The organism is Arenibacter antarcticus (assembly GCF_041320605.1).
Taxonomy (GTDB): Bacteria; Bacteroidota; Bacteroidia; order Flavobacteriales; family Flavobacteriaceae; genus Arenibacter; species Arenibacter antarcticus.
Genome location: NZ_CP166679.1, coordinates 183,135 through 198,841 on the forward strand (window position 1 = coordinate 183,135; position 15,707 = coordinate 198,841).

Genomic DNA, 15,707 nt, shown 5'->3' on the forward strand with positions numbered 1-15,707 from the left:
TAATCGCTTTATCTATAAAGTGTAAAATGCCCCATAAACCGTTGTTTATCCTGATCATTGGCATTTACCTCATACCAATAATCCCCTGTAGGCAATTCCTTGCCTTCATAGGTTCCATCCCAACCGGATACCTGGTCTAGCAGTGCCACTACCCTTCCGTAGCGGTCATAGATCTTCACCTCAATATTTGGAAAGAAATCCCTATTTCCCGGGAACCACTTGTCGTTCTTATTATCCCCGTTTGGAGTAAAGAAATTCGGAATATCCAACTTTCCAGTAAATTTAAAGGGAATAGAGATGGTTGCCTCGCAACCCATTTGATCTACTACTCTTACAGTAACATTGGTATCTTGATTGGATAAAAACACATTTACCACTCCATAGGAATCCCCTTGGAAAAAGTATTCATAGCCTCCAAAACCACCAGAAGCCAAGGCGGTTAGCGCGTTGGGGCCAGTTTTTATCGCCGTCAAAGTCAAAGGCTCATAGGCATTAACTACAAAGTCAACAGATGTTGCACATCCATTTTCATGGTAGATATAAACAGTATGATCACCCACAGGCAAATCTCCAAAACGAGTCTGGTTATTAGCCATTGTAATATCATCTATATCCAAGGAAAACAGCAATCGTGGAAGCAGACTAGCATCGTCCATCCTAATGTTTACGGTACTGTTTGGGAATATCCCCTCACAACCATACGCTACTATTGCTTCCGAAGTTAAATCGACCCCTATTCGAATTGGTACACTAATATCTGTTTCACAACCCATAGAGTCGCGGATAAACACCACATAAGTCTCCCCACCTATAAGATTATCTAAGAATAGCGAATTGTTTCTCACAAAAACCTCATCACCCACGGAATTGGGTCCTATTAGTTTTGTCTCAAAGTATTCTGTACCATTAAGGACATCCAAGAATGGGGTACCTCCATTAACACTCAATTGTGCTGAGCCATCCGAAGCGTTTATACAGGTTTCGGGGGTGGTTACAACTGTAGTAGTTAGCTCATCTGGTTCTAAAATCGTTAAGGTTCTTTTCTCATTACATCCTTTTTCATCCTGTATCAATATTTCATAGTTTCCAGGTGCAAGGTCCGTAAAAGTAAATGCATTGGGATTTACAGGATCACTGAAAAATTTATTGAAATCTGGCGTAATGGCAAACTGAATCAACCCTTCCCCACCTAAAGTCACTTCTATTGCGATGGATCCATTTATCAATCCACTACATGTAACCGGATTGGAAGCTGTGTTAAACTCAATTGGAGCCGGTCTGATGATTTCCATTGGTCCTTTTATATCCCCACAATTTAGGCCACTTGTAACCCCAATATAATAATCTGTGCCTTCTGGTAGCGCTTCAAAAGTACCATCATTTTGCGCGGGCCTAAAAATAGTTGACGTAGCATTTGGAGAAAAAGGATCACCCGGATTTCCCACATATAGGGTGTATAAATAATTACCAACCCCACCAGCAGCAAATGATTCTATCCTACCATCTAATTCCGAGGCACAGGAAATATCATCCGGTAAATTGGGAACCAGTTCTACTTGTTCTGCATCCACAAGACTTATCCCCTGTGACCGAACACTCTTACAAACATTAAGGCCTAATAGATCTTTCTTACGAATATCATATTGATAAAATCCTGGCCCAACATTAATCAATTCAAAACTACCTATCATTTCTACATAAGGATCGGATGGTGTTGCATTATAAGCTCTATATTCATATACAAAACCTACTTCAGGATTCTCCACACTAAGCCTTATTTGGCCAAAGCCCCCGCAGCCCGGAGCCTGTACCTGTACTAATCTAGGTTGGATGGGTGCCGGCGGATTTACATAATAAGGTTGTGTTACACCAATACAGTCATAACTTGAGGAAACTTCAATAGCATACCAGCCCCCGCTGATAAATCCTCCCGTTGTACTTTCAAATGTTGGTGAATCTTGAAGCCCACTTCTAGACAACTCGTCGGTTATATCATCGCTACCTAAATAGATCAACTGAAATTTATAGCCTGCTCCGAAAACACCGCCCGAAGCGCCTGCCGTTGCGGTTGAAGCATCTCCTGTTGTGGGGTCAAAAGCCTCCAAAACCGCGTTGTTCCCACCAGGACACACCAAACCTTTCGGCTCCCTTATACCAGCTATTATGGGATCAATAGGACTTAACAATATGTCATAGCTAGCTGCACACCCCTCCATATCCCTTATGGAGACCCTATAATTACCACTAGAGCGATTATCGAACTCATTATTAACGCTAAAAGCCTCAATTTCCACAAAGTTATTGCTCCCCAATGGGCTTTCTACAGAAAGGGAGTACTCATAAGGTGCAATATCCCAACCGCCTATTCCTGTGGCCTCTATCTTGCCGGTATTATCGTTACAACTAACGTTCCCTATTTCTATAGCGCTAATGGATAAAGTCCCATTTGGTGTTCTGATCGTTGCTACACTGCTATTTCCAGAGCAATAGGGAACATCATCTGAACTGATGACTACATAAAAGTTACCTCCCGGCAGACCGGTAATTCTCTCTGGATTATCACTGCTATTAAAATTTCCTGTCATAAGAGAGGTTGAAGCGGTTAAATCATCACTTCTGTATACGTTGTAGGTATAATCCCCTAAATAATTGGTTACCTCTATAGCCAACTCACCATCATTTGCTCCAAAACAAGTTATAGGTTTGGCTTCGCTAATCACCACAACGGGTACCTCAGGATTATTTACCGTATGTTTCGGCATAGGATAGGTGCATTTACCTATATTATCCGTAACCTCAAAGAGATAATCTCCAGCGGCAGGTAGATCTATCAGCGCAAAACTATTTCCTATAATCGTCACTGGTGCTACGGGAATCACTGAGTTAATGGTCACAGTAAAGTTGTTAGTTCCCACCACATCTATCCTAACTTTCTCAGGATCAATGCAATTAAGCACGCTTAGCACTGATAAGTTGGGAATTACATTCGTTGGAGGGTTAATGGTGGGCAAGTCAACGAATGCCCTACACCCGTTACCATCAATCGCATAGACTGTAATATTCTGCGGTGTACCGTTATCTATTATTTCAAAAGTATTTGCCGTCTGGTAATTATTAAATCCAGTTATACTATACTGGTAACCAGAACCCAGGGTTCCAGCGTCTACCACATTGACAGTAATAATAGTAGAACTATATCTATTTACTCCTACTTCACAAGCAAAATCTGGCGCACTGGCAGATATAGTAAAGTCTAGAGGTGCCACAATTTCAATTAATTCCGACAAACCTTCACAATTCCTTGCAGAAACCACCTCTACTTCATAACGACCAGGAGATAGGCTACCAAAGGAACCTGAGCTATTATTGATTATAAGTACCCTAGTATCAAAATTAACCAAACGGTAATCCATAGGACTATCTACATCACTTCCAGCACTAAGTGTAATATCAATACTTCCATCGTTAACGCCAAAACAGGAAACATCCTGCTTAATAACACCGGAGACATCTGGAGTAACAGGGTTTTGCAAAATTATTACAACCGTATCCTGACAAAAGGTTTCGGTATCTACTATATGTATACTATAATTTCCAGTGGCGATTCCTGTAAATACCCCTGCTGATCTATCACCTACTATAGGAGCTCCTATATTCCCTCCACCATCATTTTTTAATTGATAACTAAAGTTGCCGCTACCCCCTACTACCTGAGTAGTTATTGTTCCATCTGCTATTAAACAATTGGGCATTGTAGTGAAACCACCTCTTACAGATATAAATTCATATACATCTGCAATCGCTTGACTGCTACAACCATTCGCATCAACCACATCAACAGTATAAGCTCCTGGGCTATTTACATAAAAAGTAGCCTCATATACAGCTCCATTTAGCACTCCTATTTGGGTACTTCCCCCCAAAGTAAACCTAGGTGTATCCACACTATTTGGTATAGAAACATAAATCTCAAATGAGGTAGCTGTAACCACACATTGATTTACTACACTTATTGTCGGTGGTGGTAATACTGGATTCAAATCAATTAAGGTGGCAATATCAAAAGAAGTACAGCCACTAGCATCCCTTACGTAAACATCATAGTTCCCTGCAGGCCCAGTGAAGGTTGTCACAGTAGAAAAAGTAGCTGTTGGATCAAATCCCGTAGGACCAAATGCAAACTCATAAGGACCACCTGAACCACCTGAGCCAACTACCGTAAATTGTCCATCTGCATTACAATTTGCAGGCTCTTCAATCAAAATATCAATGTCAGGAAGGTTTTGATTAATAGTAATTAATGCTCCATCGCTACAACTATCTGTTTGATTGGTAACAATTACCTGATAATTGCCAGGTAAGGTTCCAAATGTATTCACATAAGAAATACTGGTTACATTTGTCGGATTATCAGTACTATGTAATGTACCATCATCCACATTGTAAATCTCAATCAATAAATCATCACCTGAATTGAAGCCAGTAATGGTGAACTCTATTTGTCCGTTTCGGGTTGCATCGCAAAAACCCGCAGTAGAAGTAGCAGTAACATCCAAAGGCAAAGGACCATCTATAGGATCAATAACTTCAATATAAGAACAGCCAGTAGCCACGTCCAACACCTCTACAGTATAACTTACACCATACTGCAGGTTATTGAATGTATGCCTTCTTGGTGGGCTATTTACAGGAACAAAACTACTTATTGGATTTGTCACCAACCGTATTTCAAAACCTAAGGTTCCGTCTCCTCCATTAATTTCGACTGTATTCGTAAATCCGCCAATAGCACAAACTGGTGCAGTTACCGAGTCAGGAACAATATCTAAATCTGAATCATCAACGACAACAACATCTTCATCTCTACATCCACTGGCATCCAAAGTTACTACTGTGTAAAGGCCTGGGATTACGTTATTAAAAGTTTCAGTAGTACTTGATGTTGGACCAATTCTGTCTAGTTCAACACCAAATTGGTTTTCCAATATATATATAAAATCCGGAGCACCCCCTGTTACTGCAGTCACATCGATTGACCCTTCAACCGTCCCCGAATTACAGGTTGCCAAATTTGCATTGACAGTTGCATCAGGAGCAGGCCCAGCATTTGGAATCGTCAAATTTTGTAAAATAGTCATACACCCTCTGTCATCCCTAACAATAAATGTATAGGTTTGTCCTGCATTTAAATTGGAATATACTGATTGTGATGAGAATGTACCTCCCTCAAAACTTACTTCGTACGGTGCTACCCCGCTAGTGCCATCTGGACTGATTATTGCCCTACCGCTATCCGTTTCGCCACATGTAGGAGGAAAAACTGAAAAACTTGCGGGCGCAATATTTTCAGGCGGACTTAATACCAAAGGATTGGAATCGGCAATACATCCCTCATTATCGGTAACTCTAAAAACATAAGTACCGGGATTTGATGTATCAAATAAAAAATTATTGGAAACCAATGCTTGTGAAGCTCCATAGGTTACTCCGTCATCTGAACTAACCTCATACTGCTTAGGTCCGGTTCCTGTGCGGTATCCCCCGGAAACACGGACACGTATCTGCCCGGGATTAATGCCACAAGGTATCTCGCTTTCTATACTCGTAGTCACCCTCAGTATAGGATTAACGGTAACATTTATACTGTGCCTACAACTATTGTCATCAATCACCTCAATCGTATGATTTCCTTGAGGTACTCCAGTAAACAAAGGACTGGGCTGCCAAGATGTTAGTCCGATGATACGATATAGATGACTGGATATGGGTGCAGTCCCTGCAGTTGAATTCACCGCTAAAACAGCACCAGTCCCTGGAACATAACAAAAATCCGAGGCTCCAGCATCCAAAGTAATGGTTGGAGCACTTATAGGAGTAAGGTTAAAATTGAAAACTTCTGTACATCCCTCAGAATCGGTAAGGGTCAATGTATAAGCTCCCGCTTGAGTCAGGTTTCCGAACGTTCTACTTGATGTTGGACCATTCGCTGGTCCCGTAGGAGGTGTCAATGTATACTTATGATCACCCCATCCACCGGAAGAATTGGCCACTACCCTACCTCTATTGCTATTAGCACAGCTCATAGCGGTAACCGTAGCCGTTAATGATAACGCAGATGAAGGCTCCAAAATACTGATAGAATTTGTATCCGTACAACCTGTATCAACGTCGGTTACCGTAATTATATAAGTACCCATACCAGATGGGGACAACACCACCTCATCTCCACTTTGTGGCGCACTTTCGGGTCCGCCGTTAATATTATAGGTATAGTTGTTGTAAAAACCGTCTATAAAAAAGGCACCTGTACCGTCACTAGCTCCGATACAAACCTGTGTATCCCCGCCCAACTTTACCCGCACCCGAATAGAACTAATTGTTGTAGGGGTAAAACTATTGGTATAGGAACAACCATTTACATCGGTTACTCTAAATTGATATGCCGTTGCAGTATTCAATCCTGTAAATACAGCATCAGTCCCATTGTCAATTGTAGGACCTGGACCAATAACCTCATATTTGGCAATGAGGTAATTACTGGTAACCGCTAATTCCACGTCTACGGTTCCCGCAGAACAGTTTACATTACTTTGGGCAAAAGCAATTGCTGTTGGGGGATCAATATTATGAATGGTTATCGGAGTCAATTCCAAACGACACCCACCACTATCCCTTATTATTGGGGTATAGGTTCCGGGAGCCAAATTATTGTAGACTGTTTGTGTACTAAAGTTGGCGGGGGCATCCCCAGATATACTAAAGACATAACCACTTCCAGAACCTCCCGTAAAGGGACCCTGAAACTCAATTTCTCCCCCATTGGTCCCTCCCATGCCATCACAGGTCCTATCTGAGATTTTTACGGCATTTCCAGATATAACCCCGGTGGTAGCAACATTTACGGAATTAGGTAAGTCCAAAATACAGTCGAAACCACCTTGTTGGTATCGTACTTGGATGGTATTATAGCTGCCCGCTGGAACGGTAATCATTGGATTGGTAGTCCAGGATTCACTTGGGCTCGCCCTAAAAAACAAATTATACCCCTTTGCATCTACTACATTAAAATTCAGTTTGGCACCTCCATTGGTGCACGTACCATCTATTCCACTAACTGTAATATGGGGGGGAGTTAATTCCTCTACACTGGCAGAAGCGGTAATGGTACATCCATTACTATCGGTAATTAAAAAATCATAAGATCCTGGGCTAGTAACGGTATAGACGGTATTATCGGAATATGGGCTACTGGAAGGCCCCGTACCATTTACTCTAAATGTATATGGCGCCGTCCCTCCCGAAGTTCTAACCGCAATACCCACACTGGCAACGCTACAACCAAAACTATTATTGACCTCGGTAGATGCATCCAGGGCAACAATTCCTTCCCCTATTACAATGGGATTACCATTGACATCCAAATCTTGGGATGGAGGAGCAATTCCTAAAGCAGCATCTCCCATACATTGCTGTGTTTCTACCCTTACGCTATACCTGCCAAAACCCACAGCACTAAAAACATAATTGTTAGCAGGTATAAAAGAGGTGAATTCCTGTGGTGTCCCATTAACGTCCAACAACGTATACCTATATGACCCAGGAACATTATGGACCGCCACTGAAATGCTTCCGGTATCCCCACTGCATTGTGCATCTATAAAAGTAAGATCAATATCGATATCCCTTTGTTCGATTTCTATGGTATCATATAAATATTCACAGGTGTTTTGGGTGTTTTTCAACCTTGCCTTTACCACATAGGTCCCGGGCATCAAATTGTCGAAAATAGGCCCTTGCCATGATCCAAAACCACTTCCATTGTCTATACTGTACTCATAGGAACTGGGAAGATTAGTGATTTGAATCCTTCCAGGAACACTACAAATAAAATTTCTTTTTACAAATGTTTGGGTTATGGTATTTTTCTTAACATTAAAGTAGTAATATGGACCAGTACCATTAACCCTAACCCTATACCCTGCCCCAGTTGAAGAATTAATGATGCTAGCATCGATGTTAAATGTATTGCTATTACTAATGGTTTCCCAACAACTAAGACTGGTATTGGCACATTCATCATCTACATTAAAAACACAGCCGACTGTTGGTTTATACTGTTGCCAATCGTAACTACTGTAAGAACTCTGTAACGCCACAAGTCGATCATCAAAATCACCACATAGGGTATAACTTGCCATCATACTACCATCATTGTTACAAACATCATAACCATCCGCATTGATGATAATAGAGGGACCCATCATTGCAGGAACCAAACTTAGTTCCTCTAAACCATCCCTTCCGTTATTTAGGGAAGTCAATGCTGTCTCAGAATGAATTTTAAATTCTTTACTGGAATCAACAATTTTTAATGCAGTCGAAATATCTGCAGCTAATTTATAGATTATTGATTTTGCTACTGCAGAGGTACAGACTATTGATAGCATTATCAACAAAGAGGCATACAGGAGGTGCCGTGGTTTTTGTGGAAGCATAGGTTAAGTAGGTTTTTAAAATATATTTGGATTTGGGATCAAATTATATTTTCAGGTAATGTTTTATACTTATATTTTATAATTATCTTTATGATTTAAGGCAAAATATTAATAATTTAACGTTGAATTATGAAAAATAGTATTTCTCTACTGCTCTTAGCGTTCATAAGCCTAACTTATTCCTGCGCTCAACAACCTGAAAATGAAGTAAATACCCCAATCGAAATCACCTTCACCCCCCAACTTATTATCAGTGAAATACAGATTCCGTGGGGAATGGCGTTTTTGCCTGATGGCAGTATGTTGATTACCGAAAAATCTGGGAATCTAATCCATTTTAAAGATGGCAGTAAAACAATTATCAATAACTCCCCCACCGTCTATAATAGAGGTCAGGGCGGTTTGTTAGACGTTGCAATAGACCCAGATTACCAAAACAATGGTTGGATTTATATCTCCTACGCTTCTGAAGAAGGAGAAGAAAAAGGCGGGCATACCGCCATTATGCGTGCAAAACTGAATGGAAATAGTTTAACCGATAACGAGGTACTTTACAAAGCAAGCCCAAACACAACAAAAGGGCATCATTTTGGTTCGCGGATCGAATTTGACAATAACGGATATTTATATTTTTCCATTGGGGAACGTGGGGATCGAGATGTTAACCCCCAGGACATTACCAGGGATGGAGGAAAGATTTATCGAATAAATACCGATGGAAGCATTCCATCAGACAATCCTTTTGTGGACACCCCAGAGGCTAAAACCGCCATTTACAGTTACGGTCACCGAAACCCACAAGGAATGATCAAAAATCCCAATACAGGGGAAATTTGGATAAATGAGCACGGACCACAGGGTGGGGACGAGATTAATATAGTGGAAAAAGGAAAAAATTACGGCTGGCCGGTTATCACCTACGGGATAAACTATAGTGGAACACCAATCACCGACAAGACCGAAATGGAAGGAATGGAACAACCAATTTATTATTGGGTACCCTCCATTGCTCCAAGTGGAATGGCTTTTGTAACCAGTGATAAATACCCTAACTGGAAAGGAAGCCTATTAGTAGGTTCCTTGAAATTTCAATATTTGGAACGATTGGAACTAAAAAACAATAAGGTGGTGAACCGGGTAAAACTTATGACCGACCTTGGGAGGGTGCGCGATGTTAGACAGGCACCCGACGGATTTATCTATGTGGCAGTAGAAGGAAAAGGAATCTATAAATTGGTCCCAAAAGAATAATACATCTTTTTTCCTTTCTACTATATTCTTTTAACCAATAGCGGTACATATAGGACCATAAAGATTTTCCCGTGGGAAATTTTCATTTTAATTGAATGCAATCTCCACCAACACAGTAAGAAGGTTATAGACGTTGTATTCTCCTATAAATGCTCCTCTAAATGATAAAAAAAGTAAATTCAAAGCCTATAAACACTCAATAAGCACTTATGAAGTTGGTAGTTTTGATCTATATTTCCACCATAATTTCACTATCCGTTTTTCTTTTTCAGGACAAAGAACTGGAGGAAAGTATTAAAAGAGGCGCAGATATTTACTCTGATTTTTGTGTTACCTGTCATTTGCCAAATGGACAAGGAGTGAAAAAAACTTTCCCGCCTTTGGCCAAATCCGATTATTTATTGCAGAAAAGGGAGGAAAGTATCCGGGGTATAAAATTTGGCCAACAGGGAGAAATTGTGGTCAATGGAATTACCTATAATAATACGATGCCCACCATGGGACTGGACGATGGGGAGATAGCAGATGTAATGAATTACATCCTAAATTCATGGGGCAATAAGAGCAAAGCCCTTGTTACCCCTGAAGAGGTATCTAAAATCGTAAAAAAATAAGCTTATCCTTTTTGGGCATCGATTACCTTCTTTACGGAACCGTATCTTTTCAATAAAATTTCTGCCTCTTTATACTCCAATTTTAGTTCTTCTACCAAATAACGGGTGCCACGGTCTACCAACTTAATATTGCTAAGTTGCATATTCACCATCTTATTACCCTTTACCCTCCCAACTTTGATCATTAAGGCAGTGGAAATCATATTAAGGACCAGCTTCTGCGACGTTCCACTTTTCATCCTTGTACTTCCCGTAAGAAATTCTGGTCCTACATTCACTGCAATAGGAATCTCTACTGCTTCTGCCAAGGGAGAACCTGGATTGTTGGTAATACATGCGGTTAACAAGCCATAGGCAGCGGCATCCTTTACCCCACCAATTACATAAGGAGTTGTACCGGAAGCAGCTATCCCCACTACAGTGTCATTTTTGGTGACCTTATAAACCTCTAGATCCTTCCATGCTTGCGAGGCATCATCCTCTGCATTTTCAACAGCCTGTCTAATAGCAATATCGCCTCCAGCGATCAATCCTATTACCCGATCATGGGGCAAACCGAAGGTAGGCGGAATCTCAGAGGCATCCAAAATACCAAGTCGACCACTGGTTCCTGCCCCTATATAAAATAACCTACCACCTTCGTTAAACCTTTCCGTCAAGGCATCTACCAATTTGGTGATGGCCGGTATCTCCTTTTCTACCGCCTCTGCTATTCTTTTATCTTCCTCATTAATACTTTTGAGGATCGTAACCGTATCCATTAATTCCAAATCTGAATAATCGGATGGCATTTCGGTAATTCTATTGTAATCTGACATGCTTAATAGTATTGTATTGTTAAATATAAAATATTGTTATCCATTGGCCATATAAATTTCACTCACAAAAATAACAGAAACATGTCACTTAAAATTCGATACATTTATAGCTCAAAATAAATTTAAAATTACAGAAGCAAGGTAATAAGTCCGCAATTAGAAGAAATTCTTAATCATATTTTTAATTATCATGTATCACGTTAAGTGGGTTCTAAAATTTTTACAAAATATTGAATCCTTTATTCTGATAAAAATCTAATAGGGAATTTTGTGGATTTAATTCAGTAATCAACGTATCAACATCATCTATATCGCATATTTTATAACGTTGTATGGTGTTTAATTTCTCTGATATAACCGGAACCACTACCCTTCTAGAAGCCTTGATCATGGCCTTCTTCAACTGAACTATCTCCCAGTCAAATTCCGTTAGGCCATGGGTAAGATCAATTGAATGAGATCCCAGAAAACAAAGATCCACGGAGATTTCGGATAGCATATTAATAGCACTTCCTCCAATTGTTATCTGGGCATCCTTTGATATTTGTCCTCCTATAAAAATAATCTCAACATTGGGCTTGGTCAACAATTGATTAGCCACTGGCAAACTAGGTGTAAAACAAGTCAACTTTAAATTAACAGGCAACAATCTAGCTAATTCCATATTAGTGGTTCCACCGGTAAACAAAATTACTTGCCCATCCCTTAATAAGGTAATTGCCTTCTCTGCTATCCCAGATTTCTTGTCCTTGGAATAAATTTCATTAACCTGAAAATGATAATTATGGAAACCCAAGGAAATTGCTCCCCCGTGAACTTTTTGCAGTTTCTTATCGCGGTGTAATTCCTTAATATCCCTCCTTACAGTATCCACAGACACATTTACGAGGTCCGCCATATCAGGCAACAACACCCTGTTGTGCCTCCTAACTTCATTCAAAATTATTTGCTGTCGCTCGGCTTTTAACATAACTATAACACTTACAGCAAAGATAAACAATTAACAATGTCATTGCATAAAATTGAAGACAAATTGAAAAATAACTGCATAAAACTGCAGAGAATGCAATTATTTGCCTATTTTTGAAAAGGAAAAGCACTATTTTCTTTTAAAATGGCAAATAATTGCAACTCCTCTAAGTGAACAAGACCAGTGACACTAGTCATTAATTAACCAAAAATTAACAATTCACTATGACTTTTAAACATTCCTATTTTCCAGTCCTGCGTAATGAGGACACTTTCTATTACCGACTAAAAACTAACTTAATTTAAACTAACACAGATTATGGAAAAACGATTTCAAAAATCATTTTTGTTCCTGGCACTCCTATGCTCCATCCAATTATGGGGACAGACAAAAACAGTAACCGGTGAGATTCACGACTCTGAAGGGGTTCCTATCCCAGGAGCAGGAGTCTATGTGAAAAACTCTACCAACGGAACTACTTCCGATTTTGACGGAAATTTTACCCTGCAAGTACCTGAGAGCAATAACACGGTACTTGTATTTTCTTCCTTAGGATTTCTTAAACAAGAAGTTACCATAGGCAGCAAAACCAACTTCTCGATTATCTTTCAAACCAATGTAGAAGGTTTGGACGAGGTTGTTGTAGTAGGTTATGGAAGTCAGAAAAAAAGAAATGTTACCGGAGCGGTAACTGCAGTAAACACGGACGTATTGACTTCAAGACCCATTACGGATGTAGCTAGAGGATTACAGGGTGCTACCCCCGGCCTAACTATTACTTCGCCCAGTGGACAGATTGGGGAGAACCCTACTATTAAACTTAGGGGGTCTGTTGGCACCTTAGGTACTGGTGGCGGGGCACAACCTTTAATTCTTGTAGACAACGTGGAAATTCCAAACCTACAGTCTATAAACCCAGAGGATATTGAAGAAATATCGGTCTTAAAAGATGCTGCCTCTACTTCTATATATGGAGCACGTGGAGCATGGGGAGTTATTTTAATCACCACCAAAAAAGGAAAGAAGAATAGGGCTCCCTCTGTAAATTACTCCAATAACTTTTCGTGGGCAACACCAACGGTTACCCCTCAAGTAGCGCCTGCTGCGGATGGTGCTGAAATGGCCTTTGCTGCCGTTAACAGGAGAATACCGTCCCTACAATCTTATGGGGTGGTAGGAATGCGAATAGACCAACTGGCCATCGAAAAAATGAGGGATTGGGACCAGCAGTATGCAGGACAGGACCTAGGAATGGATATGGTTGAAGGAAGGGATTATGAAGTAAGGGATGGCAACCTATTTTTCTATAGATCATGGGATCCTAGAAAGCTATTTGTCAAAAAATGGGCACCTCAGCAAAAACAGGATTTTTCTCTTACAGGCGGTGGTGAAAACACTACCTACTATCTTGGACTTGGTTATTTAAATCAAGGTGGGGTTTATAAAACAAATCCGGATAAATACGAACGATACAACCTAAACCTTAACATTAATTCTACTGTAACGGATTGGTTGGATATCAGGGCAAAGGTGCTGCATAATAATTCTTCGCAAACGGAACCGTTTAAATTTGGATCCAATACCTACGATGCGTGGTACTATACTACAAGATGGCCAGCATTCTACCCATATGGAACTGTAGATGGAAAACCTTTCAGAAACCATATCTCAGAAGTGGAACAAGCTAAAATGAACGAAAATAATTATAGCCTCTCACGTATTAATTTAGGGACCACCATAACTCCAATTAAAGATTTAGCAATTAACTTTGATTTTACACATGATAGGGTTGAAGAACACGAAAAACAAGTGGGCGGTACTTTGTCTGCCTATAATTTCTGGGCTCAGGGAGCAGACTTCTCCTATGTCCCTTACAGTAGCTCTGCCTATGACCGTGTACAATACAACTCTCAGTGGAGTAGAAGAAATACGGCAAAGGCCTATCTTGTCTATGAAAAAGATCTCGGTGATCACGAATTTAAATTCACCTTTGGAGGGGATATGGAAAAATTTGATTCATGGTACCATTACTCACAAAGAAGGGATCTTTTAAATCCAGACCAAGGAGAGTTGGCACTTGCAACTGGAGATCAGTTTGTTGGTGGCGATAGGAACAAATGGAATACATTAGGTTTCTTTGGCAGGGTAAACTATGCCTATAAAAACAAATTGTTGTTGGAAGTAAATGCCAGGTATGATGGTTCCTCTAGGTTATCATCTGATAATAAATGGGGTTATTTCCCTTCGGCATCCGCAGGTTACATCCTAACTGAAGAGAGCTTTATGGAGGCGTTGGACCCAACTCTTACGTTCCTAAAACTTAGAGCCTCTTATGGTTCTGTAGGAAATCAGAACACCTATTTATCCAGTATATACCGAATTATGTCCTCTAGTTCTTCCGGATGGCTTATTAACGGAGGTAATCAAGTGACTACTGGAACTCCTGGTGCATTGCCTTCCTCTTTGACTTGGGAAACAGTGACCACCTTGGACTTTGGTTTGGACGCTAAATTTTTCAATAACAAATTGGGGATGACCTTTGATTGGTACGAAAGAACCGTTAGTGACATGCACAGTTCAGGGGTAACCCTTCCAAGCAGCTTTGGAACATCCTCACCAAGACGTAACTTTGGTGAACTACAGACCAAAGGTTGGGAGTTGAGCTTGGATTACAAACATCAGTTTAGCAATGACCTTCGAATAAATGCATTGGTTACCTTGACAGATTTCAAAGAAAAATTGACGAAATTCTCCAACACAACCGAAAGTATATACTCCAATTATGAAGGCAGAAACTTAGGAGAGATCTGGGGATACGAAACGGATAGGTTTTTTACCGAAGACGACTTTAACACCGACGGCACTTATGCCAGTGGCGTACCCAACCAAGATATTTTTGAAACAAATTCTTGGTTTAAATATGGACCTGGAGATGTTAAGTTCAAGGATCTTAACGGAGATGGCGTAATAGATTATGGCACCAACACAGTAGGCGATTCGGGTGATATGAAGGTAATTGGTAATTCTACCCCTAGATACCAATACGGAATCCAATTGGGAGCAGATTTTAAAGGGATAGACCTTAGCTTATTTATGCAGGGAGTTGGAAAACGTGACTTCTGGGCCAACGGTCCTGTATTTATCCCCGGATATAGATATGGGGAAGGTTGGTACGAGCACCAACTTAACCATTGGACTCCTGAGAATACAAATGCTTACTACCCTAGACCTAACGACCAAGGCCAAAGCAACAGCAGGATGAACTTTTTACCACAAACCAAATATTTACTTAACATGTCTTACCTACGTATGAAGAATATTACGCTAGGATACTCCTTTCCAAAATCTGTGTTAAACAAGTTAAAAGTAGATCGACTGAGATTGTACCTAAGTGGAGAGAATTTATTTGAATTTAGTGGAATACAAATTCCAGTAGATCCTGAAGTAGACTATACCAACGCAGGCACCAATGACACCTCAACATTCGGAAGGGTCTATCCATTTAGAAGATCATATTCTTTTGGACTACAATTATCTCTATAAATTTTAACATAAATAA

The 15,707-nt window shown here is 40.2% G+C and carries 6 protein-coding genes; 3 read left to right on the plus strand and 3 right to left on the minus strand.

Annotated features, from left to right (window positions below):
• Positions 1 to 8: 8 nt before the first annotated feature.
• Positions 9 to 8,495 carry a T9SS type B sorting domain-containing protein gene (locus KCTC52924_RS00815; protein WP_251808657.1) on the minus strand — a complete coding sequence of 2,829 codons (8,487 nt, stop codon included), beginning with the start codon at positions 8,493 to 8,495 and terminating at the stop codon, positions 9 to 11.
• A 129-nt stretch (positions 8,496 to 8,624) separates the two neighbouring features.
• On the opposite strand from KCTC52924_RS00815, the gene KCTC52924_RS00820 reads away from it, so the two are divergent.
• Together KCTC52924_RS00820 and KCTC52924_RS00825 are read left to right on the plus strand one after the other, a co-directional pair.
• Positions 8,625 to 9,746: a PQQ-dependent sugar dehydrogenase gene (locus KCTC52924_RS00820; RefSeq protein WP_251808656.1), complete on the plus strand. Its 1,122-nt coding sequence runs from the start codon at positions 8,625 to 8,627 to the stop codon at positions 9,744 to 9,746.
• A 209-nt stretch (positions 9,747 to 9,955) separates the two neighbouring features.
• Positions 9,956 to 10,360: a cytochrome c gene (locus tag KCTC52924_RS00825; RefSeq protein WP_251808655.1), complete on the plus strand. Its 405-nt coding sequence runs from the start codon at positions 9,956 to 9,958 to the stop codon at positions 10,358 to 10,360.
• Positions 10,361 to 10,362: 2 nt separating this feature from the next.
• Here KCTC52924_RS00825 and KCTC52924_RS00830 read toward each other — a convergent pair whose 3' ends face one another.
• Together KCTC52924_RS00830 and KCTC52924_RS00835 are read right to left on the minus strand one after the other, a co-directional pair.
• Positions 10,363 to 11,178, minus strand: a complete 816-nt coding sequence (locus KCTC52924_RS00830; RefSeq protein ID WP_251808654.1) for an N-acetylmuramic acid 6-phosphate etherase — start codon at positions 11,176 to 11,178, stop codon at positions 10,363 to 10,365.
• A 220-nt stretch (positions 11,179 to 11,398) separates the two neighbouring features.
• Positions 11,399 to 12,148 carry a DeoR/GlpR family DNA-binding transcription regulator gene (locus tag KCTC52924_RS00835; RefSeq protein WP_251808653.1) on the minus strand — a complete coding sequence of 250 codons (750 nt, stop codon included), beginning with the start codon at positions 12,146 to 12,148 and terminating at the stop codon, positions 11,399 to 11,401.
• Positions 12,149 to 12,466: 318 nt separating this feature from the next.
• Here KCTC52924_RS00835 and KCTC52924_RS00840 point away from each other — a divergent pair, with 318 nt between their 5' ends.
• Complete coding sequence (locus KCTC52924_RS00840; RefSeq protein WP_251808652.1) at positions 12,467 to 15,691, plus strand: TonB-dependent receptor; 3,225 nt, start codon at positions 12,467 to 12,469, stop codon at positions 15,689 to 15,691.
• The last annotated feature ends 16 nt before the right edge of the window (positions 15,692 to 15,707 follow it).